At 34.3% G+C, this 21400-nt stretch carries 23 protein-coding genes, 1 other RNA gene and 1 other annotated feature; of the genes, 22 read left to right on the top strand and 2 right to left on the bottom strand.

The features are described 5' to 3' along the window. Positions 1–42 precede the first annotated feature (42 nt). The gene (locus tag DW269_RS07735; protein ID WP_233502525.1) at positions 43–675 is read right to left on the bottom strand and encodes a helix-turn-helix domain-containing protein; all 633 of its coding nucleotides are present in this window, start codon (positions 673–675) and stop codon (positions 43–45) included. A 273-nt stretch (positions 676–948) separates the two neighbouring features. Here DW269_RS07735 and DW269_RS07740 point away from each other — a divergent pair, with 273 nt between their 5' ends. From DW269_RS07740 to DW269_RS07760, 5 genes are all read left to right on the top strand, one after another. Beyond that, positions 949–1413, top strand: coding sequence for a hypothetical protein (locus DW269_RS07740; RefSeq protein WP_117459249.1), 465 nt, complete (start codon positions 949–951; stop codon positions 1411–1413). A 1-nt stretch (position 1414) separates the two neighbouring features. Then, positions 1415–1735: a hypothetical protein gene (locus DW269_RS07745; RefSeq protein WP_022424170.1), complete on the top strand. Its 321-nt coding sequence runs from the start codon at positions 1415–1417 to the stop codon at positions 1733–1735. A gap of 122 nt (positions 1736–1857) precedes the next feature. Beyond that, positions 1858–2061, top strand: a binding site (T-box leader). Positions 2062–2095: 34 nt separating this feature from the next. After that, complete coding sequence (gene pheS / locus DW269_RS07750; RefSeq protein ID WP_040389820.1) at positions 2096–3130, top strand: phenylalanine--tRNA ligase subunit alpha; 1035 nt, start codon at positions 2096–2098, stop codon at positions 3128–3130. A gap of 3 nt (positions 3131–3133) precedes the next feature. After that, entirely contained in the window at positions 3134–5521 is a 2388-nt protein-coding gene (gene pheT, locus DW269_RS07755) for a phenylalanine--tRNA ligase subunit beta (protein ID WP_117459250.1), read from the top strand. A 30-nt stretch (positions 5522–5551) separates the two neighbouring features. After that, positions 5552–6319 carry a Cof-type HAD-IIB family hydrolase gene (locus DW269_RS07760; RefSeq protein WP_117459251.1) on the top strand — a complete coding sequence of 256 codons (768 nt, stop codon included), beginning with the start codon at positions 5552–5554 and terminating at the stop codon, positions 6317–6319. Here DW269_RS07760 and DW269_RS07765 read toward each other — a convergent pair. Then, on the bottom strand, positions 6282–7424 hold the full coding sequence (locus DW269_RS07765; protein ID WP_117459252.1) for a nucleotidyltransferase: 1143 nt from the start codon (positions 7422–7424) through the stop codon (positions 6282–6284). The genes DW269_RS07760 and DW269_RS07765 overlap by 38 nt on opposite strands. Positions 7425–7507: 83 nt before the next feature. Between DW269_RS07765 and DW269_RS07770 the strand changes: the two genes are divergently transcribed. The 17 genes from DW269_RS07770 (at position 7508) to DW269_RS07850 (ending at position 21352) form a co-directional block, all read left to right on the top strand. Next, positions 7508–7762, top strand: a complete 255-nt coding sequence (locus tag DW269_RS07770; RefSeq protein WP_006505469.1) for a hypothetical protein — start codon at positions 7508–7510, stop codon at positions 7760–7762. Between the two features lie 28 nt (positions 7763–7790). After that, positions 7791–8513 (top strand): DUF554 domain-containing protein, encoded by a 723-nt coding sequence (locus tag DW269_RS07775; protein WP_226793546.1) that lies wholly within the window; start codon positions 7791–7793, stop codon positions 8511–8513. Between the two features lie 59 nt (positions 8514–8572). Then, entirely contained in the window at positions 8573–8911 is a 339-nt protein-coding gene (locus tag DW269_RS07780) for a DivIVA domain-containing protein (RefSeq protein ID WP_022424176.1), read from the top strand. A gap of 8 nt (positions 8912–8919) precedes the next feature. Then, positions 8920–9232, top strand: an RNA gene (rnpB, locus tag DW269_RS07785) — RNase P RNA component class B. Between the two features lie 116 nt (positions 9233–9348). Next, on the top strand, positions 9349–10263 hold the full coding sequence (locus DW269_RS07790) for a RodZ family helix-turn-helix domain-containing protein (RefSeq protein WP_158546338.1): 915 nt from the start codon (positions 9349–9351) through the stop codon (positions 10261–10263). A gap of 1 nt (position 10264) precedes the next feature. Then, the gene (gene pgsA, locus DW269_RS07795) at positions 10265–10855 is read left to right on the top strand and encodes a CDP-diacylglycerol--glycerol-3-phosphate 3-phosphatidyltransferase (protein ID WP_022424178.1); all 591 of its coding nucleotides are present in this window, start codon (positions 10265–10267) and stop codon (positions 10853–10855) included. A gap of 1 nt (position 10856) precedes the next feature. Then, on the top strand, positions 10857–11312 hold the full coding sequence (locus tag DW269_RS07800) for a CinA family protein (protein WP_022424179.1): 456 nt from the start codon (positions 10857–10859) through the stop codon (positions 11310–11312). Positions 11313–11356: 44 nt separating this feature from the next. Beyond that, positions 11357–12391, top strand: coding sequence for a recombinase RecA (gene recA / locus DW269_RS07805; RefSeq protein ID WP_117459255.1), 1035 nt, complete (start codon positions 11357–11359; stop codon positions 12389–12391). A gap of 51 nt (positions 12392–12442) precedes the next feature. Further along, positions 12443–12994: a TetR/AcrR family transcriptional regulator C-terminal domain-containing protein gene (locus DW269_RS07810; RefSeq protein ID WP_117459256.1), complete on the top strand. Its 552-nt coding sequence runs from the start codon at positions 12443–12445 to the stop codon at positions 12992–12994. Positions 12995–13102: 108 nt separating this feature from the next. Next, complete coding sequence (gene rny / locus DW269_RS07815; RefSeq protein ID WP_117459257.1) at positions 13103–14650, top strand: ribonuclease Y; 1548 nt, start codon at positions 13103–13105, stop codon at positions 14648–14650. 44 nt (positions 14651–14694) lie between these two features. Continuing rightward, positions 14695–15477 carry a TIGR00282 family metallophosphoesterase gene (locus tag DW269_RS07820; protein ID WP_117459258.1) on the top strand — a complete coding sequence of 261 codons (783 nt, stop codon included), beginning with the start codon at positions 14695–14697 and terminating at the stop codon, positions 15475–15477. Between the two features lie 78 nt (positions 15478–15555). Continuing rightward, entirely contained in the window at positions 15556–15801 is a 246-nt protein-coding gene (locus DW269_RS07825) for a hypothetical protein (RefSeq protein WP_022424184.1), read from the top strand. A 57-nt stretch (positions 15802–15858) separates the two neighbouring features. Beyond that, entirely contained in the window at positions 15859–16785 is a 927-nt protein-coding gene (locus DW269_RS07830; RefSeq protein ID WP_117459259.1) for an AEC family transporter, read from the top strand. 72 nt (positions 16786–16857) lie between these two features. Beyond that, on the top strand, positions 16858–18309 hold the full coding sequence (gene miaB, locus DW269_RS07835) for a tRNA (N6-isopentenyl adenosine(37)-C2)-methylthiotransferase MiaB (protein WP_117459260.1): 1452 nt from the start codon (positions 16858–16860) through the stop codon (positions 18307–18309). Further along, positions 18293–18631 carry a YlbF family regulator gene (locus tag DW269_RS07840; protein ID WP_158546339.1) on the top strand — a complete coding sequence of 113 codons (339 nt, stop codon included), beginning with the start codon at positions 18293–18295 and terminating at the stop codon, positions 18629–18631. The genes miaB and DW269_RS07840 overlap by 17 nt, the downstream gene beginning before the upstream one ends. 51 nt (positions 18632–18682) lie before the next feature. Continuing rightward, on the top strand, positions 18683–20191 hold the full coding sequence (locus DW269_RS07845; RefSeq protein WP_117459262.1) for an IMP dehydrogenase: 1509 nt from the start codon (positions 18683–18685) through the stop codon (positions 20189–20191). A 57-nt stretch (positions 20192–20248) separates the two neighbouring features. Next, positions 20249–21352, top strand: coding sequence for a M20/M25/M40 family metallo-hydrolase (locus tag DW269_RS07850; RefSeq protein ID WP_117459263.1), 1104 nt, complete (start codon positions 20249–20251; stop codon positions 21350–21352). The last annotated feature ends 48 nt before the right edge of the window (positions 21353–21400 follow it).

A 21400-nucleotide genomic window follows, 5' to 3' on the forward strand; every position in this document is an offset into this window, starting at 1 on the left:
AAAAATTACTGATTATTTTTTTGAATTTTTACTTGATTTCTATTATCCAATTTTTTTATATTTGACAGAATCCTTCTTTGATATTCTTCTTGTCTTGACTCTTAGATCAATATCAAGCAGACCGAACTGTCTAAATACGCCAGATTCTATGTAGTTGTATAATGTCTTTTCAGAAATATTCAATTCAGGATGAGAAGTAATGATCTGATATGGTGATTGACCTTTCTTGATAAGAGGGACAATGATATCAGCTAAAGCCTTAAGCTCGCTATATGTCATATTTATTCCTTCTCTTGAGTTAATGAGGTCAGCCATATATTCCTTATTGGCGATATCTGCAGAATATGTGAACTTATCAAATCTGCAGTGCTGGTATTTAGGACAGCCATTGCAGGCGCCAGGAGATCTGTCTCTTCGCTTACATTTGAAAACTACTAAGTCAGCACAGTTCTTGTATACATGGTGATGCTTGCATCTGTCCTTGTTGGCGCACGCAGGATCAAAGCTGCAAATATGTGAATGTACTCTATGTGCCTTGATTTCTTTGCCTATAGTTGATTTATCCTTTCCAAGAGTTGCAGCGATAGAAGTCTTGGTAGAACCATTTTCTATTCCTCTCTGAATTATTTCTCTTTCTGAAAGAGTAAGATGCAGATTCTTATTTGATTTAGCCATGATAATCAGCCTTTCATGAAATAGAGAAACAGACATCACAGTAATTATATACCTGAAGGAGAAAATTCAACTATTGAAAGTGTAAAAGTAAATTCAACTGTAAGAGTAAAATCAAGTGGAAAGAAGTGAAAGACTAAACGCAACTTTGCCCCGCCTAAAGTGGAATTTAACTTTTCACTTTAGGGGATTTTGAAATCAATAGTTTTTAATTGAAAATTAATGTATATGATGATATAATGGTCAAAATTTTGAAACAAAAGAAAGGAAAATTTTATGAAGAATATAAAAAATATGATTGTTGTAGGTGGTTTGTGTTTATCGATTGCTTGCAGCGCTGTTTTTACATTGTCTCCAATGACAGTATATGCTATAAATACAATAGAATATGAAACTGAATATATGGAACCGATAGAAGAAAGTGATTATCTTGTAAATCAAAATTCACGTAATATTTTTACAAAAATTGCAAAAAAAGCAGTAAAAAAAGCTATAAATAATAAGGCAAGATTAGTTAATTTTGCTGAAAAGGTGGCTGGTAAAACTGTAGCAAAAAATGTAAATAAATTTTTTACACCTATAACAAGAGCATTAAAACCGTTATTAAAATGGTCGGAAATACCAGGGCAAGCTGTTTACGATGCTATTTTTAGAGCAATTATTAATGCAGGTGGTAGTAGGTCTGTTGCGGCTAATGTGGCAAATGCTGTTAGAGAAGTATTAGAATGGACATTATTTTAATATGAGAGAAGACGATTATAAATTATCAATGGAAAAATTATATCAACAAAATAAATTGTTGATTTCGGCTTTATATGAAATATATGGAGAAGAAATTCAGTCAACAAGTTTATTTTGTTTAGAACATGATATTTCTTTTCTGACAAGGAACAAAATTATGATGGTTTTAAATAAGTATTCAATGCAGCATACAATGTCTGAATATTTATTTTGGAAAGAAAAGATATATTCAGAAGTAAAAGATTTTCCAAATTTGGATAATTGTGAATTTAAAAAAATGCTTTTGTTGTTTTGGAAAGATTATGTAATTACAGATGAATAACTATTAGAGATGCATATAAAATGCAAAAGAAGGACGGATTGTTCGATAGATTAGATTTCAGAGGATTGTTCGATAGATTAGATTTCGTCTTGTCTTTTTCCTAATTATTAGGTATAATACATGAGAACACGAAGAAAAGGACTAGTATGTAATATACTTATATTGAGAGAGGAAGAGGCTGGTGGAAATCTTCTTATAAGATATTATTGAATTCACCTTGGAGTGCGGCTAATCCCCGCCGTAACACTGACGTTATAAGTGATAAAGTGCATATAGTGTATGCTATATGAATTTAGGATGGTACCGCGATTTAAGTCGTTCCTATTGGAACGGCTTTTTAATTTTTTAAGGAGGAAACATATGGATGAATTATTAAAAATCCAGGAAGAGGCACTTGCTAAAATTTCTGCATGTGCTGATGCGAAAGAATTAAATGACTTACGTGTATTCTATCTTGGTAAAAAAGGACCTATTCAGGCTGCTATGAAATCAATGAAGACTATGGCTCCTGAAGAAAGAAAAACATTTGGACAGGTTTCAAATAAGACTAAACAGGAAATTGGACAGGCTATTGAAGAAAAGAAAGCTTATTTAGAAGAAAAAGCTTTAAATGAACGTTTACTTGCAGAAGATATTGATATCTCTTTACCAGGTAATCGTTTACCAGTAGGATCTGTACATCCTTTAACACGTGTTAAGGAAGACTTAGAAGAATTATTCCTAGGTATGGGATATAAGGTAGCAGAAGGACCTGAAGTAGAATCTGATCATTTCAACTTCGAATTAATGAACTTACCTAAGGGACACCCTGCAAGAGATATGCAGGATACGTTCTATATTGATGAAAATACATTAATGAGAACACATACTTCTCCTGTACAGGCACATGTTATGTTAGAGGCTAAGGGTAAAGGTCCTATCAAGGTTATCTGCCCTGGTAAGACATACCGTCGTGACGATGATGATGCCACTCATTCACATCAGTTTATGCAGTGTGAAGGACTCGTCATCGATAAGAATATCACTATGGGTGATTTAAAGGGTACATTGGATGTTTTTGCTAAGAAGATGTTTGGTGAAAAGCGTGAAATTCGTTTAAGACCTTCTTATTTCCCATTCACAGAACCAAGTGTAGAAGTAGATATCTCTTGTGCTAACTGTGGTGGTAAAGGCTGTGCTATGTGTAAAGGTACTGGATGGATTGAAGTATTAGGTGCTGGTATGGTTAACCCTCATGTATTAGAAATGTGTGGATTTGATCCTAAGGAATACCAGGGATTTGCATTTGGTATCGGACTAGAAAGAGTTGCTATGTTGAAATATGATATTGATAATATCCGTGATTTCTACAATAACGACTTAAGATTCTTAGAACAGTTCGAAAGAAAGGAGTAGTATATGTTAGCTAGTTTACATTTATTAAATAAATATGTGAAAGTAGATGATCAAGATCCTGCAGAACTTGCAGAAAAGATCACTCGTATTGGATTAGAAGTAGAAGGACAGGGACCTCTTGCGAAAGGGACTAAGCTTGTTGTTGGTTATGTAAAGGAATGTATTGAACATCCTAATTCTGACCATCTTCATATCTGTCAGGTAGAAACTGCCCCTGGTGAAGTAAGACAGATTGTATGTGGTGCACCTAATGTGGATGCTGGTGAAAAGGTTATTGTGGCATTACCAGGATGTGAACTTGAAGGTGGTAAGATTTCTTCAGGTGCTATCAGAGGCGAAAAGTCTGATGGTATGATCTGTTCTATTGCTGAACTTGGATTAGATAACCGTTTATTAAAAGAAGAAGATAAAGCTGGTATTCATGTATTACCAGAAGATGCACCAGTAGGGACAGAAGCACTTTCTTACCTCGGCTTAGATGATTATATTCTTGATATTGGTTTAACACCAAATAGAGCTGATTGTATGGCTATGCAGTCTTTAGCTTATGAAGCAGCTGCTGTATTAGGTAGAAAAGTTACTTTACCAGAAATCAAGAAATATCCTGAAGAAAAGAGTGAAATCGAAGTTCATGTAGAAACTCCTTTATGCTCATTCTTTGGTGCTAAATTAGTGAAGGGTGTAACAACTAAAGAATCACCTAAATGGATGCAGAATGCATTACTTGCATCAGGTATCAAGCCTATTAATAATATCGTAGATATCTCAAACTTCGTCATGGTTGAAACAGGTCAGCCTATTCATATGTATGACTATGATAAGCTTGCAAAGAAGGCTTTCGTCATCAAGACTGGATTTAATCAGAAGGCTGTTCTTCTTGATGAAAATGAATATGATATCTTACCTGAAGATGTTATTGTATCAACTGATGATGGCATTGGCTGTGTTGCTGGTGTTATGGGTGGTAATGACACTAAAATTGATGACAATACAAAGAATATCGTTATTGAAGCAGCTACTTTTGATGGTGCTGCATTAAGAAATACAGCAAGACGTATGAACTTATTAACAGATGCATCACAGCATTATATCAAGGGTGCTATTGATACAATGAGTTCATTAAAGGTATTAGATCGTTGTGCTGATTTATTAGTACAGTTTGCGGATGCTGAAACTATTTATGAAACAGTACATACACCTCTTGATGAAACAAGAAGAACTGTCACTATTGAATTATCAAGAGTCAATGGCTTACTTGGTACTTCATTAACTGTAAAAGAAGTATCTGATATCTTCGATAGCTTATGCTTTGAATATACATTAGAAGATGAATTATTTACTGTAACTGTTCCTACATATCGTAATGATATTACTATGGATGCAGATCTAGTGGAAGAAGTCGCACGTATCTATGGTTATGATAACCTTCCAACTACTTTACCAGTCATGAATACGACAGATGGTGTCTTAACACCAAAACAGTCTAAAGAACAGTTAATTAGACATACACTTGTAGACCTTGGTTTACATGAAACATTGACTTATACATTAACAAGTGAAGCAACTGTCAATGAATTCAACTTATTCCATTCTTTAGACAATACAGTTAAGTTAATGAGTCCTTTAGGTGAAGAAAGAAGTGCTGCAAGAAAATCACTTATTGGTTCTCTTTTACAGACAATTCATTACAATAATGCACATTCAAACAAAGATGTAAACATCTTTGAAATTGCGAATACATATTCTGACAAGGAAGTATCTAACTTAGCAATTGCAGTAAGTGGAGACTATGTCAATGTTCCTTGGATGGGCAAGAAGGAAGCTGTTGATTTCTATCTTGTGAAAGGCTTTGTAGAAACATTATTCAAGAAGTTATGTATTGAAGAATCACGTTATACTTTTGAAAAGGTAGAAGCAGACAATAAGGACTTCCACCCAGGTAGAAGTGGTTATATCAAGATGGGTAAGGAAATTGTAGGTGTTATCGGACAGGTACATCCTGCAAAGGCAAAGGCTTATGAAGTCAACGATACATATGTGGCAGAATTGAACTTAACAGCTATTCTTGCATTACGTACTCGTGCCCTAAAATTCAAAGCTATTCCTCTATATCCTGCAGTATCTCGTGATATTGCTTTAGTTGTTGATTCAAAAGTACCTGCAGCAGATGTTGTTAAGACAATCAAACGTGCAAGCAAACAGCTTGTAAAGAGTGCAGAAGTATTCGATGTTTATGAAGGTGAACATATGGAAGAAGGTAAGAAGTCATTGGCAATCTCATTATTATTCCAGGATCCATCTCGTACATTAGATGATGCAACAATCAACTCAGCTATGGAAAAAATTCTTGAAGCCTGCAAGAAGGACCATAACGCCGTGTTAAGAGGTTAAGATCAGTGCTTACACTGATCTTTTTTTCTTATGAAACTGATCTTTTCAGATTTAGATGGAACACTTCTTCATAGTGATAATACACTTTCTCATATGACATTACAGGCTATAAAGAAGGTGTATGCACATGATGATTTGTTTATTCCTATCTCTTCAAGACTTCCTGAAAGTATTCAATCATTTGTCCCCTATAAAGCACCTCTGGTCGCTCATAATGGCGCAATGATTATTTTGGAAGATCAAATCATCTCTTATACAATACCAACGGATATTGTCTATGATATATGTTCTTATTGTGATGAATTGGATTGGAATATTTATGATGGAGATAACTGGTATTCTACATATCAATATTTTAAAGATCATGCGATAGAAGAGTCTTATATTGGGAAGGTATCAACTAAGATAGGGCTAGAAGACATTAAAAAAATACAGACCATTCATAAAATAGTCTGTATTGGGTCTATTGATCGTGTCACTTCTTATTTAAAAGAAACATATCCTTCTTTACATATTACTCGCAGTGCTTCCTATTATCTAGAAATCACACATAAAGAAGCCACTAAAGCCAATGCGATTCAAGCAGTAGCCAGTCATTATCAAATTCCATTAGAGAATACCGTCGCTTTTGGAGATTATTATAATGATGAAGATATGTTAGAAATAGCAGGGGTAAGTTATGTCGTAGACAATGCTCCTGATGACTTAAAAGAAAAAGCAGATCATGTTACTTTGAGTAATAATGATGATGGTGTTGCCTTTATTTTAAATCAATTTTACGATAAGGAATCGCTTTAATGGTTTCTTTAAAGAAACCAGGATCTACTAAATCAAGAAGCTGTGCCCCTCTTTTTTCAATATCTAAAGCAGGATGCTTATGCTTTGTGATGTTAGTGATGATCTTATATTCTGTATTCTTTTTAGCAGTTTTAATATAACGCTGTCCTTTAGTAGATAAGCCTAGGATATGAATATAATCAATATCCATGGCTTTTTTTATTTCCTCTTTTGTATTATGAAGAAGAATATGAATAAGCATTCTTTGTATTCTGCTTCTTGTATAACGTTTACTCGTTAAACTGTTAATTAACTCTTCTAGACTATAAGTTTCTTGATTCACTTTATACAAACGATCATCAAGTCCTTCTTCAATCATATGAAGCCCTTCAAGAGGAGTAAAGGTAATTAAATACTTTAAATAAGGGTAGAACTCTTCTAGAGTAAAGAAATGAGAGTCTTTATAAGTTTCGTATCCAGGTAATTGATGGGCTACATCAATTCCTTGCTTCAATGCAATACGTAAAGAAGTGGCGCTAGAAATTTGTTCAATATTTTTTGCATGATAATCATTAGTACGCTTAATACAATGCATAGAAATAGGATAATGATGATGAACCACCTCTTTGACATAACTTAATCCTAATAAGTCATTAGGTGTTCTCACTTCTTTATTTAAAATAAACTGTAATGCTTGATTACAAGCATCAGGATAACGTAATCCATCTTTCATACCTTCTTTAACTTTCATATTGTAAGTATCAGGGTCTTGTTCAATACCTTCAGCTATTTCTAAGAATGTCTCTATATTGCCATCCTCACTACCAAATACAAGATCAGTCACGCCCATTTCATGGAGTAATGTTACGACACCTTTCGCAAAATAGTCTGCACTCTGACAGGCATAAACAAGAGGAAGTTCTATAACGATATCTATGCCTTCTTCTATTGCGATTGCGGCTCTTTTTTGATAACTGATCATTGCCGGTTCTCCTCTTTGCACAAAAGAACTGCTCATGACACATATAGTTAAATCAGGCAAAATTAGTTTTTTAGCTTCCTGAAGATGTAAGCGATGTCCTAGATGATAGGGGTTATATTCTGTAATAATGCCAAGAATTTTCATGGAATCACCTCAAAAAGTATTTTATCATAATGGACTGATAATACAAATAATGATATACTTTTTGTATTAGGAGGATTATTAATATGGCTTTAGAATTTAGATATGATACACAGTTATTAATTGATGGTCATGATTTAGATGAAGATGAAATCAATGATTATATCACTGAACATTTTAAAGGAGACTGCCTTCTTGCAGTAGGTGATGAAGACTTAATTAAGATTCATTTCCATACAAATGAACCATGGCAGTTATTAGAATATTGTTCTACTTTAGGTGAAATCTATGACATCGTAGTAGAAGATATGGATCGTCAATCTAGAGGTCTGAAGGGATAACTTTCATCTTTGATGAAAGTTTTTGTTTATGATGTTTGGACTAGGTACAATCATTAACTGCAGTGCTATTATTATAGCCGGTATTGCAGGGATGGTTTTTGGAAATCATCTTAAAGAATCAATGCAGAATACATTGATGAAAGCAGATGGAGTCGCTGTTATTTTCATAGGTATTGCTGGGGGATTAAGTAAGATGCTGGTGATTAAGAGCGGATCTATTGAAACAACAGGAACAATGATGATGATTATTTCATTGTCATTTGGTGCTGTAATAGGAGAATTGTTAGATTTAGATGGTAAGATGACGCATTTTGGTGAATGGCTGAAGATAAAAACAGGTAATGCAAAGGATCATAAATTTGTAGATGGTTTTGTGACAGCTTCATTAACAGTCTGTATTGGTGCTATGGCTGTTGTTGGGTCTATTGAAGATGGGGTTCATGGAAATCATTCTATTCTGTTTGCGAAAGCAATACTTGATTTTGTGATTATTCTTGTGATGAGTGCTACCCTTGGTAAGGGATGCTTATTTGCTTTTGTACCTGTTGGATTATTTCAGGGAATAATCACTCTTTTATCAAGTATGATTAGTCCCTATATTACTGCTTCTGCCATGAGTGCACTTTCTTTTATTGGTTCAATACTTATATTTTGTGTAGGTGTTAATCTGGTATTTGATACAAAAATTCGTGTCGCTAACCTTTTACCAGCTTTAATTGTTGCATGTATATGCACTGTTTTTCCGTTGTAAGAAACTTTTACTTGCATTTCTTTTTGTTTTTTGTAGAATATTTATGAGGAGTGACGGCGATGGAAAACAAGATTCGATTAAGTCCTAAAAGAATTCTTAATAAAGAATTTTCTATTGAAACAAAGGGCTATAGCGCAAATGAAGTAGACAGTTATCTTGATATTGTGAAAGAAGATTATCTAAATTTTCAATCTATGTTGAATGAATCTTATGATGAAATTGAAAGTCTTCAAAAAGAGAATGCTGCTTTGAGAAGAAAACTCAATGAATTATTAAGAGAAAGACAGGATCAAAGAGATAATGCACACGTCATGGAAGAGAGCTTGAATAACAATGTCGATGTCCTCAGACGTATTTCTCAATTAGAAAGAGAAGTCTATCATAAAAATAAAGATTAATATGTGTCTGCGAGAACTGATCGCTGGAAACAGAGGAAAGTCCGTGCTGCCACTATCTGAGATGATAGTAGTGATCGTGCTGAGGCCAATAACCTCAGGCAGAAATGACAACGGTGAACGCCTAAGTCTTAAGATATGGAACTAGCCATAAAGTGCCACAGAAACGAATACTGTTAGAAATGACAGGGTGAAAAGGGGTAAACTTCACGAGGCAGAAACCCAAATTTTGGTAGGGGAGTCTAGCAAAAGGAATTGAACGGATGCTAGGTAGAGAAATCTAAGATAAATGATGAGTTGAAAAACAGAACACGGCTTATAAGAGCAGACTCATAGATGGTTTCCATTGGGAACCGTCTTTTTTTGTGTATCTATAATAGTTGTAAAATGACACTATTTGTGGTTAAATAGACTTGATATGAATGCAAGGAGGCTTAGAGATGAATATTAGTGAAATAATTAAACAGAAAAGAGAGGAAAAAGGATTATCTGTGGAAGAATTATCTTCACAGACAATGCTTTCAATCGCAATAATTAAAGATTTAGAAAATGGCAACTTTGACCATTATCAGGGTGAAGAAGCCTATATGAAGATGTATTTAAGAAAAATCTGCCGTGCTCTTGATATAAATGAAAAAGAAGTACAGAATGAATATTTAAATTTAACTCAGAAAATTGAGTTAGAAGAATTACAGGAAGCAGAAGCACAGAATGAGCATGCAAAGAAAAAGTTATCTGCAGATGAGGAAAAAGCAAAAGCTTTCCGTTTTGAAAAGCCTTCATTTACAAATAATAAAGGTGTCGTAGGTGATAAGAGTCATTTGAATGTGATTAGAGTGATTATTATTGTATTACTTGTTGCGATGATTTTCTGTATAGGTTTCTTTGCGATTAGTAAAACAAAGTCTAAGGCAAATGTGCCATCATTTACAAGTGATCAGCAGACAGCAACAGGTGAAGTGACTAAGAAGCCTTCTAAAAAGAAAACTGAAAAGAAGAAAGAAGAAGAAACTGTACCTGCAGTGACTTATACAAGAAATAGTGATTTAAATTATAATTTTAAATTAAAGGATCCAAATGCACAGACTTTTAAATTAAAGGTTGAATATTCTAAGAAGTGCTGGGGTAGTCTTTATGTAAACCGTACTAAATACACTCAGTTTGAAGGTAAGGTTTATAATGAAGGTGACAGTGTTGAACTAACACTCAATACAGCAGACTTTAGCACATTAAGACTTGTAAGTGGTGAACAGTCTGGTGTTAAGGTATATGTGGATGAAGTAGAAGTTCCATTAACTGATGAAGAAAAGGCTGAAACAGGACTTAAATATACTTATTTAACATTGGAGAAGTAAGATGAATTTACCAAATCGTTTAACAGTAACACGTTTATGTCTTGTGCCAGTATTTATCGCATTATATTTATGTCCTTATTTTACAGATATCAGTGTGCCTCAGATTCATATTCTCTTTACTGATATCTCTGTCATTCAGTTATTAGCTTTTATTGTATTTTTAGGAGCATCTCTTACAGACTTTCTAGATGGTTATCTTGCAAGAAAAAATCATCTTGTCACTACTTTTGGTAAGTTTGTGGATCCTATTGCGGATAAGATGCTTGTAAATTCAGCACTTATTCTTCTTACTTGGAACAATAAGATGTCAGTCATTGCCTTAATCGTTATGCTTTTAAGAGATACTTTCGTGGATGGTGTACGTCTTGTTGCGTCTAGTTCTAATAGAGTTCTTGCTGCTAGTATTTATGGAAAACTTAAGACAGTCACTCAAATGGTGGGTATTTGTCTTCTCTTATTAAATAATCCAATCTTTGCACACTGGGATATCCCATTTGCGAATTATGTCATTAATATCGCAGCATGCGTTTCATTATTATCTGGTATTGATTATTTCTGGAAGAATAGAGATTTAATCATGGAGAGTATGTAATATGGAAGATTTAGTTAGATTGTTGATAAAAAAGAATGTAACAATTTCTAGTGTTGAAAGCTTTACAGTAGGAAATTTTGCGGCAACTCTTGGATCAGTTCCAGGAGTTTCTGCTGTTTATAAGGGAAGTCTTGTCAGTTATCAGACAATTATTAAGCATCAGGTATTAGGTATCCCTCAGGAAGTGATTGATACCTATGGTGTAGTATCGAATGAAGTAGCCGGCCTTATGTGTATCAATGGACAGAAGATGTTTGATACAGACCTTTGTATTTCATTTACAGGTAATGCAGGCCCAGATGCTATGGAAGGCAAGAAGGTCGGTTTGATATATATTGGAATTGCCTATAAGGATGAAGTTCATACATATGAATATGAACTAGAAGGCAGTCGTAAACAGATTGTAGAACAAGCTCTTGCAATCGGAAAAATGAAGATTTCTGAAATTTTGAAGTAATTTACAAATAATTGTCGTATGAATATGTATGGAGGTATATGTTTATGGCGAAGGAAAAGAAAACTGCAGTCAAAGATACTGATGCAGCGTTAGATGATGCAATTAGTCAAATTGAAAAGAAATTTGGTAAAGGGTCTGTTATGCGTCTTGGAGACCGTACAGCAGTGGATGTAGACGTCATCCCTTCAGGCTCTTTAACTCTTGATAAAGCATTAGGTATTGGTGGTTACCCTAAAGGCCGTATTATCGAAATATATGGTCCTGAATCAAGTGGTAAAACAACTCTTACATTACATGCGATTGCCCAGGCACAAAAGCAGGGTGGTAAAGCAGCATTCATTGATGCAGAACATGCCATTGATCCTGTTTATGCAAAGAATTTAGGTGTTGATATTGATGAATTGATTCTTTCACAGCCAGATAGTGGTGAACAGGCATTAGAGATTGCTGAAATGCTGGTGCGTTCTGGTGTGATTGATTTGATTGTTATTGACTCGGTCGCAGCTCTTGTTCCACAGGTGGAATTAGATGGTGAAATGGGAGATGCAGCAGTTGGTTTACAGGCACGTTTGATGAGTAAGGCTTTACGAAAGCTTTCAGGTGTTATGAATAAGACAAACTGTACAGTGATCTTTATTAACCAGCTACGTGAAAAGATTGGGGTTATGTATGGAAATCCAGAAACAACAACAGGTGGTCGTGCCTTGAAGTTCTATTCTTCTGTACGTGTAGAAATTAGAAGAAGTGAACAAATCAAACAGAATGGCGAAATTATTGGTAATAAAGCCAATATCAAGGTTGTTAAGAATAAAGTAGCACCTCCATTTAAGACAACTCAGGTTGATATTATCTATGGTAAAGGTATTTCACGTGATGGTGAAATTCTTGATTTAGCAGTAGAAGGTGATATTGTAGAAAAATCAGGTGCCTGGTATGCTTATAATGGTGAGAAAATCGGACAGGGAAGGGAAAATGCGAAAAACTTCCTTATCGAACATCCAGCTATCTTTGAAGAAGTGGAAGAAAAAGTCAAAGCACAGCTCTTTGGCGCTGAAGAAGTGGATGAAGCTACAGAATAGTCTCGTTTAATAGGCGGAATATTCCGCCTTTTTGTGAAGTGTGGTGTAAATATGAAAAAAACAGAACAGCTTATAATCAATACATTCCTAGAACTTGTTGAAGAAAAACCTCTTGATAAGATCACGATTCAGGATATTGCGAATAAATGTGGGATTAATAGAAATACCTTTTATTATCATTTTGATGATATTTATTCTTTAATTGAATCTGTCTTTAATAATCATGTTATCACCATTGAACGGATGTTTGAAGAAGGTGCTTCATGGAGTGAATGTTCCGAGGTTGCTTTGAAATTTTTAGTGGAAAATCGTCGCGCCATTAGACATATTGCGTTTTCAATGAACCGTAATCAGTTAGACCATTATCTGTTTGTAGTATTTAAAAGAATATTTACAGAATATTTATTAGATAACTTTATTGTGGATATATCAGATGAAGAATTTGATAATCTCATTCTATTTTACACATATGCGATTATGGGATGCATAGATCATAATTTTATTGAAAACAACAACGATATTGAATTAGAAGCACTTCTAGATAAGGTTAATACCACATTATTGATGACAAATCCCCTTAAAGCAAGTAAGCAGTCTAGATAGAAGACTGCTTTTTTACGTTAATGTATGATTGAAAAGTGAATATAAATACATTATAATATAACTAGTGCTTTTTAGCACATTTATACATAGGACACGGAGGGCTTTTATATGAATTTAATTAAAGTCTTGACCTATGTTCTTGTGTTTGTCTTAGGTGCAGGATGTTATTATATGTATATCCGTTTAAAGATTTCTAAAGCAAATGCAGATGCCAAAACAATTGTTGAAGAAGCTAATACAAAAGCAGACAATCTCATTAAAGAAGCAACGCTTGATGCAAAAACAAAAGCTTATGAATATAAGCTTGAAGCTGAAAAAGAAGCAAAGCAGCAGCGTTTAGAATTGACTAAGTTTGAAAATAAGCTATTACAACGTGAACAGAACATCGACCGTAGAGATATTTCTTTACAGGGAAAGGAAGATGCTCTTGAAGCAAGAAGCCAACAATTAAATAAGAAAAAGGCGGAACTAGAGGTCAAGGAAGAAAAGCTACAACATCAGATTGATGAAAAAGTAGCCGAACTTGAAAAAATTGCAGCTATGTCTGCACAGGAAGCAAAAGCTGAACTCTTTAAACAAGTAGAACAGCGTATGGAGACTGAAGTCACTGCTTATATCAAAGAACAAGAAGATGAAGCAAAGACTAAAGCTTCATTATTTGCAAAGGATATTATTGCGAATGCCTTGAATCGTTATTCTCAGGAAGAAGTCATTGAACGCACAGTTAGTGTAGTAGCACTTCCAAGTGAAGAAATGAAGGGACGTATTATCGGTCGTGAAGGTCGTAATATTAAGGCAATTGAAAATGCGACTGGTGTTGATTTAATTATCGATGATACTCCAGAAGTGATTACATTATCATGTTTTGATCCAATTCGTCGTGAAGTGGCTCGTTTATCACTTGAAACACTTATTCATGATGGACGTATTCAGCCAGGACGTATTGAAGAAGTAGTCGCTAAGACTAAGAAGGATTTAGATGATACTATTTTAAAGGCAGGGCAGGATGCTGTCTTTGAATTAGGACTATCAAAAATGAACAAAGAACTTGTCATGATGATTGGTAAGTTAAAATATCGTACAAGTTATGGCCAGAATGCTTTACAGCATTCAATCGAAGTGGCTCATTTTGCCGGTATTATGGCCTCTGAACTTGGATTAAATCAGCAGCTTGCTAAACGTGCTGGTTTATTACATGACTTAGGTAAAGCAGTAGACCATGAAATGGAAGGAAGTCATGTTGAATTAGGTGCTAAATTCGCTAAGAAATTTGGGGAAAATGCGACTGTAATCAATGCGATTGAATCTCATCATGGTGATGTTCCAGCAACATCTATCATTGCAGTACTCATCTCTGCGGCAGATACATTATCAGCTGCAAGACCTGGCAGTAGAAGTGAAAAAATTGAAAATTATATCCAGAGACTTGAAAAACTTGAAGAATTACCTAAACAGTTTGAAGGTGTGGATAAGGTATTTGCTATCCAGGCAGGTCGTGAAATTAGAGTTATCGTTAATCCAGAAAAGATTGATGACTTAAAAGCACATAAACTTGCAAGAGATGTCAAAGAAAAGATTGAAACCGAACTCACTTACCCAGGACATATTAAAGTAACTGTGATCCGTGAGATTCGTGCTAATGAAATAGCTAAGTAGATAGGGTCCAACCTATCTACTTTTTCTTTAAGGATGTGAATAAAATGAATATATTATTTATAGGAGACATTTTTGGCAAGACAGGACGTAAGATGATTGCGACCTATCTACCAAAAATTGTAGAAAAATATAGTGTTGAATGTGTCATTGCGAATGGTGAGAATACAAGCCACGGTAAAGGATTATTACAGAAACATTATGATGAATTACTGTCTCATGGTATTTCTTTAATTACTATGGGAAATCATACGTATTCAAAGAAAGAAATCTTTGATTATATTGATGAAGCGGACAAGCTAATTGTCCCACTCAATAAGCCACTTGCAATGCCAGGAGTAGGTTCTAGAGTCATTGAGGTAAAAGGTAAAAAAATAAGAGTGACTAATTTACTTGGCCTTACTTTTATGGATGGAAAACCTCAAAATCCATTTGAAGCTATTGAGCCTGTATTAGAAAATGATAACAGTGATATCCATATCATTGACTTCCATGGTGAAGCAACAAGTGAAAAAATAGCCTTTGGTTACTATGTAGATGGACGTGTCAGTGCAGTATTAGGTACTCATACACATGTTCCTACAGGTGACGAAAAGATTCTCCCAAAGGGCACAGCTTTCCAATGCGATGTTGGAATGACTGGACCATATGAAAGTGTTATTGGGTGTGAAAAAGAAGCAATCATTGAACGTAGTGTTAAGGGTATTATGACACCTTTTAGAGTTGTTGAAGATGAAGGACAGCTTTGTGCAACATTGCTTCATTTTGATGGAAACAAGTGTACAAACATTGAAAGAATCAGAATTGATCCACAGGTAAAGTTTAAGTAAAAACAAAAGAAAGCGTCTTCACATTTTGTAAAGAATACAGTATAATAGTTCTAGTTATTGAAGGAGGACAATTTTTTTATGGCTAAATGTAAAATTTTAATGCAGACTGCACAGGTGCAGAAGCTAGTTACTTTTTTTGATGGATATAAGGATGATAAGGTAGAATTGAAGTATGTAAGTAAAGCTGGTATTAAGGCTACTTTCGAATGTGAAACAGAATTATCACCAGAAGATGCTGCTGCACATTGTAAGTCTTTATTCAAGAAGACTCCAGAAGGAAGTTATATGTACTTCTCAATCCAGCCTGATGGATTCTTTGGATAAGAGTAATTTTAAGGCACAGGTTAAACCCTGTGCTTTTTTTGATAGAAAGGGGATCTTATGGATATAAATGTGATTATTGGACAGATGGTTGTATTATTTGTGTTGATGGGTTTAGGCTTTTTATTATATCGAGTAAATATTTTAGATTTGAATACAAATAGTAAACTCACATCTCTAGTTTTATCGGTCACGACACCATGCATGGTATTGAATTCTGTATTATGCACAGAAAAATATAGCGACTCAAAAACAATTTTCACTATTTTAGGTATTGCGGTCATTACTTATGTTATTACACCTTTTATTGGATTGTTTATTAATAAATTGTTACATGTCCCAAGTAATCAAACAGGTCTTTATGTCTTTATGACAGTATTTTCTAATATTGGCTTTATTGGTTATCCTATTATGAAAGCTATATTTGGAAATGATTCTGTTTTCCATACATCTTTATTTGGCATGGTATTTAACATTATGTTATTTACATTAGGTGTCTATTTGATTGGAATTGGGCAGCAGGGAAATAATAAACTCAATTTTAAGAATTTGATTACACCGGGTGTGATTTGTTCTTTTTTAGCGCTTATTCTCTATTTATTGCATATAAGAGCACCTAAGATTATCACAGACTTTACAGGTATGGTAGGAGATATGACAACACCTCTCGCGATGATTATTATCGGTGTCACACTTGGGGCAATGAATATTAAAGATGTATTTAATGAGCTACGTGTTTATATTTATACAATAATAAAGCAGTTAATTTTCCCTGTCATTGCTTATCCTGCAATTGCATTTTTAATCAAAGATAGTTATCTAAGAGGACTTACTTTGATTATGTTATCTATGCCGGTAGGAAGCTCTGCAGTATTATTTACGAATAAATATGGTGGAGATAGTGGGCTAGCAGCCAAGACAATATTTATGACAACATTAATATCCGTTTTCACTATTCCATTTGTTGTCTATATGTTTTTAATTTAAAACTTTTACCCCTATTTAGGGGGTTTTTTTTATGAGGGGTATTTGTTATAATGGTGTCGAAAAGGAGCGTTTATGAAAGATTATAGTAAATATTTTAAAGGTCCTTCTTTAAAAGATGCACGTTCTAGAGGTCGTACTGAAGTACAGCATTTAGATGATGCATTTGAGATTCCTGCAGATATGGTGGGAATTGGCAAAGGACAGACATATTATATCCAGACTTATGGATGTCAAGCGAATGAAAGAGATACTGAAACATTATCTGGTATCTTAGAAATGATGGGGTATACTCATACTGATGAAGTAAAACAGGCAGATGTTGTATTATTAAATACATGTGCTATTAGAGAAAATGCGGAAGAAAAAGTATTTGGTAAGATTGGTTACTTGAAGAATATCAAGAAGACTAGACCAAATCTAATCTTTGGTGTATGTGGCTGTATGGCACAGGAAGAAGTAGTTGTGAATAAGATCCTAGAGAAATTCCCTCAGGTTGATCTTATTTTCGGTACACATAATATCCACCGTCTTCCAGTTTTATTAAAACAGGCAATGTTAGAAAAAGAACTTGTTCTTGAAGTCTGGTCTAAGGAAGGGGATGTTATTGAAAATCTTCCAAGTCATCGTGCCAATAACTATAAGGCATGGGTGAATATCATGTATGGATGCAATAAGTTCTGTACTTATTGTATTGTCCCTTATACAAGAGGTAAGGAACGTTCTCGTGAATTAGATGAAATTATCAAAGAAGTAGAAGAATTAAAGAATAGTGGTTATAAAGAAATCACATTACTTGGACAGAATGTTAATTCTTATGGTAAGGATTTAAATAACGGTACTGACTTTGCAACATTATTAGAAGCTGTCGCAAAGACTGGTATTGATCGTATTCGTTTTACAACAAGCCATCCTTGGGACTTTAATGCGGATATGATTGATATTATCGCTAAGTATGATAATATCATGCCTTCTATTCATTTACCTGTTCAGTCGGGGAATGATGAAGTTTTAAAGCTTATGGGTAGACGTTATTCAAAGGAAAGCTACTTGAAACTATTTGATATGATTAAAGAAAAGATTCCTGATTGTACTATTACAACAGATATTATTGTTGGTTTCCCTAATGAAACAGAAGAACAATTCCAGGATACTTTATCTTTATATAACTATTGTAAGTATGATTTAGCTTATACATTTATTTATTCACCTAGAGAAGGCACTCCAGCTGCAAAGATGGAAGATAATGTTCCTCTAAGTGATAAGGAACAGCGTTTATATCGCTTAAATGAATTAGTGAATAAGTACGCCAATGAAGCAAATCAGAAATACTTAGGACAGGTTGTTAAAGTACTTGTAGAAGGTCCTTCTAAGAAGAACCCAGATGTTTTATCAGGTTATACAGAACATAACAAACTTATTAACTTTAAAGGTGATGCTTCAATGGTTGGTCAGATTGCAGATGTTCGTGTAACTGAAGCAAAGACATGGGCATTAACTGGAGAACAGCTTGAATCAAATAACTAAGAATAAAGCAGATTCTTTGAATCAGTTGATTCTAAATGATCCTCTTATTCAGGAATTTAAGAAGTATGAAAAGACTTTAAGAGAACATCCTGAATTATTATCTTTGGAAGATGAAATCAAACAAGAGAGCCAGATTATTCTTAAAAAGAAGGCTCTTGGTGAGTTAACTGATGAAGAGTTAAAAGCCTATCAGGACAAAAAAGAATACTTTGAGAATCATCCTTTGATTGTCAATTATTTGAATCTAAAAAGTGAAGTTAATGATTACCTTATACAAGTTGAAACAATCATCAATGAAGAATTATTAAAAGCTATTGACTAAATGTTTTTAAATGTTTATTATTGAACTAATTTATATAAAAAGGAGATTATTATGGCACATATTTTTAATGAACCCTCACACACTTTTAATGAATATTTATTAATTCCTGGTTATTCTAGTGAAGAATGCCAGCCACAGAATGTTAGTTTAAAGACACCTTTAGTTAAATTCAAGAAAGGTGAAGAACCAGCACTTTCATTAAATATCCCTCTTGTATCTGCAGTTATGCAGGCTGTATCTGATGATGGTATGGCAGTTGCTTTAGCAAGAGAAGGTGGATGTTCATTTATCTACGGTTCACAGACAATTGAATCACAGGCAGCAATGGTAAGACGTGTTAAAAACTATAAGGCAGGTTTCGTAGCAAGTGATTCTAACTTAAGCGCTAACGATACATTAGCAGATGTTCTTGCACTTAAAGAAAAGACAGGTCATTCTACTATGGCTGTTACTGAAGATGGTACAGCAAATGGCCGTTTAGTTGGTTTAGTGACTGGTAGAGATTACCGTGTCAGCCGTATGGATGAAAACGAAAAAGTTGTTGATTTCATGACACCTTTTGATAAGTTAGTATGCGGACATAAAGATATTACTTTAAAAGAAGCAAATGATATTATCTGGGAAAACAAATTAAATGCTTTACCAATTATTGATGATGATAACAGACTTCTTTATTTCGTATTCAGAAAGGATTATGAATCAAGAAAATCAAATCCTAATGAATTATTAGATGAATCTAAACGTTATGTAGTTGGTGCTGGTATCAACACTAGAGACTTCGCAGAAAGAGTTCCTGCATTAATTGAAGCAGGTGTAGATGTATTATGTATTGACTCTTCTGAAGGTTACTCAGCTTGGCAGGCTAACACTATTGCATGGATCAGAGAACATTATGGGGATACTGTAAAAGTTGGTGCTGGTAACGTTGTAGATGGTGAAGGATTCAGATTCTTAGCAGAAGCTGGTGCTGACTTTATCAAGATCGGTATCGGTGGCGGTTCTATCTGTATCACTCGTGAACAGAAAGGTATCGGTAGAGGTCAGGCTACTGCAACTATTGAAGTGGCTGAAGCAAGAGATGCATATTTCAAAGAAACTGGTATTTATATCCCTATCTGTTCAGATGGTGGTATCGTTCATGATTATCATATGACTTTAGCTTTAGCTATGGGTTCTGACTTTATTATGTTAGGTCGTTACTTCTCTCGTTTTGATGAATCACCAACTAACAAGGTAAACATCAACGGTCAGTATATGAAAGAATACTGGGGTGAAGGTTCTGCACGTGCTAGAAACTGGCAGAGATATGACTTAGGTGGAGATAAGAAGCTTTCATTTGAAGAAGGTGTAGATTCTTATGTACCATATGCTGGTAGCTTAAAAGATAACGTTGGTTTATCATTAAGCAAGATGAAACATACAATGTGTAACTGTGGTGCACTTACAATTGCTGAATTACAGGAAAAAGCAAAGATCCAGCTTGTGTCTGCTACTTCAATTGTTGAAGGTGGCGCACATGACGTATTGTTAAAGGATTCTTCAAATTCAGGTAACAGATAATAGGAGGATGGAAGGGATATTATTCCTTCCATTTTTTTGACTTTAAGGGGAGTATTTATGCAAATTAATAAAGAAAGACTTGTTCAGACATTTTGTGAAATGGTATCTATTAATAGTGAATCTTATCATGAAAAGAAGATGAAAGACTATTTAATGAATATTTTTAAAGAGTGTCATATGGAATGCATAGAAATGCCTATAGAAGGCTTTGAAGCAGGTAATATTTATGCTGTATTAAAAGGCCATACAAACAAAGAACCTATTATGTTTTCAGGACATATGGATACTGTTTCACCAGGTAAAGGAAAACAGGCCATTATTCATGAAGATGGGCGTATTACAAGTGACGAGACAACAGTATTAGGTGCTGATGATGTAAGTGCTCTTGCTTCTTATATTGAAGCCATTCGTACAATAGAAGATAATGATCTTCCTCATGGAGATATAGAACTTGCTATTAGTGTGGCAGAAGAGCCTTATGATGCAGGAAGTGCTTATTATGACTTTAGTCGTATCAAGTCACGTATTGATTATACATTTGATTTAGCAGGACAAGTAGGTCTCGCAGCCTTAGAAGCACCTCCTATTATTTCATTTAAAATTAATGTAAAAGGTAAAAGCGCTCATGCAGGTTTTAATCCCGAAGATGGAATTCATGCTTTAAAGATTGCAACAAGTGCTATAAATCGAATTCCTAATGGTCATGTCAATGATAAGACTACAGTGAACTTTGGCACAATTCAGGGTGGAGAAGGAAGAAATATTGTTCCTAGAGAAGTTATTATTACTGGAGAAATAAGAAGTTTTGATCATCAGGATGCATTAAAATGGAGTAAACATATTCATACTGTTTTTGAAGAAGAAGCCATTAAAGAACATGCATCTATAGAGTATGATGATTATGTACACATTGAAGCTTATAAGATCAATGAAGATGAAGAAGTTGTTGAACGTTTTAAAAATGCATGCCATAATCTTCAATTAACACCTCGTCTTATTTCTACTCATGGAGGATCTGATAATAATAGATATGTGAAAGAAGGCATTAGAGGAATAGTTGTGGCTTGTGCTATGAATGATTGTCATAGTGTAAGTGAATATACAACAATAGATGAATTAGAAAAGAGTGCTCTCTTAGCATTACATCTTATGATTGACTAAAAATATGCTATAATGAGGGAGTTAGGAGTGAGTATCATTTTGAAAAAA

It is taken from the genome of Catenibacterium sp. AM22-6LB, from assembly GCF_003435615.1.
Lineage (GTDB): Bacteria > Bacillota_I > Bacilli_A > Erysipelotrichales > Coprobacillaceae > Catenibacterium > Catenibacterium mitsuoka_A.

What these genes read in the sequence shown, in the direction of transcription:
- DW269_RS07735 (WP_233502525.1), bottom strand. Translation starts at nt 675, where the DNA reads ATGGCTAAATCAAATAAGAATCTGCATCTTACTCTTTCAGAAAGAGAA.
- DW269_RS07740 (WP_117459249.1), top strand. Translation starts at nt 949, where the DNA reads ATGAAGAATATAAAAAATATGATTGTTGTAGGTGGTTTGTGTTTATCG.
- DW269_RS07745 (WP_022424170.1), top strand. Translation starts at nt 1,415, where the DNA reads ATGAGAGAAGACGATTATAAATTATCAATGGAAAAATTATATCAACAA.
- pheS (WP_040389820.1), top strand. Translation starts at nt 2,096, where the DNA reads ATGGATGAATTATTAAAAATCCAGGAAGAGGCACTTGCTAAAATTTCT.
- pheT (WP_117459250.1), top strand. Translation starts at nt 3,134, where the DNA reads ATGTTAGCTAGTTTACATTTATTAAATAAATATGTGAAAGTAGATGAT.
- DW269_RS07760 (WP_117459251.1), top strand. Translation starts at nt 5,552, where the DNA reads ATGAAACTGATCTTTTCAGATTTAGATGGAACACTTCTTCATAGTGAT.
- DW269_RS07765 (WP_117459252.1), bottom strand. Translation starts at nt 7,424, where the DNA reads ATGAAAATTCTTGGCATTATTACAGAATATAACCCCTATCATCTAGGA.
- DW269_RS07770 (WP_006505469.1), top strand. Translation starts at nt 7,508, where the DNA reads ATGGCTTTAGAATTTAGATATGATACACAGTTATTAATTGATGGTCAT.
- DW269_RS07775 (WP_226793546.1), top strand. Translation starts at nt 7,791, where the DNA reads ATGATGTTTGGACTAGGTACAATCATTAACTGCAGTGCTATTATTATA.
- DW269_RS07780 (WP_022424176.1), top strand. Translation starts at nt 8,573, where the DNA reads ATGGAAAACAAGATTCGATTAAGTCCTAAAAGAATTCTTAATAAAGAA.
- DW269_RS07790 (WP_158546338.1), top strand. Translation starts at nt 9,349, where the DNA reads ATGAATATTAGTGAAATAATTAAACAGAAAAGAGAGGAAAAAGGATTA.
- pgsA (WP_022424178.1), top strand. Translation starts at nt 10,265, where the DNA reads ATGAATTTACCAAATCGTTTAACAGTAACACGTTTATGTCTTGTGCCA.
- DW269_RS07800 (WP_022424179.1), top strand. Translation starts at nt 10,857, where the DNA reads ATGGAAGATTTAGTTAGATTGTTGATAAAAAAGAATGTAACAATTTCT.
- recA (WP_117459255.1), top strand. Translation starts at nt 11,357, where the DNA reads ATGGCGAAGGAAAAGAAAACTGCAGTCAAAGATACTGATGCAGCGTTA.
- DW269_RS07810 (WP_117459256.1), top strand. Translation starts at nt 12,443, where the DNA reads ATGAAAAAAACAGAACAGCTTATAATCAATACATTCCTAGAACTTGTT.
- rny (WP_117459257.1), top strand. Translation starts at nt 13,103, where the DNA reads ATGAATTTAATTAAAGTCTTGACCTATGTTCTTGTGTTTGTCTTAGGT.
- DW269_RS07820 (WP_117459258.1), top strand. Translation starts at nt 14,695, where the DNA reads ATGAATATATTATTTATAGGAGACATTTTTGGCAAGACAGGACGTAAG.
- DW269_RS07825 (WP_022424184.1), top strand. Translation starts at nt 15,556, where the DNA reads ATGGCTAAATGTAAAATTTTAATGCAGACTGCACAGGTGCAGAAGCTA.
- DW269_RS07830 (WP_117459259.1), top strand. Translation starts at nt 15,859, where the DNA reads ATGGATATAAATGTGATTATTGGACAGATGGTTGTATTATTTGTGTTG.
- miaB (WP_117459260.1), top strand. Translation starts at nt 16,858, where the DNA reads ATGAAAGATTATAGTAAATATTTTAAAGGTCCTTCTTTAAAAGATGCA.
- DW269_RS07845 (WP_117459262.1), top strand. Translation starts at nt 18,683, where the DNA reads ATGGCACATATTTTTAATGAACCCTCACACACTTTTAATGAATATTTA.
- DW269_RS07850 (WP_117459263.1), top strand. Translation starts at nt 20,249, where the DNA reads ATGCAAATTAATAAAGAAAGACTTGTTCAGACATTTTGTGAAATGGTA.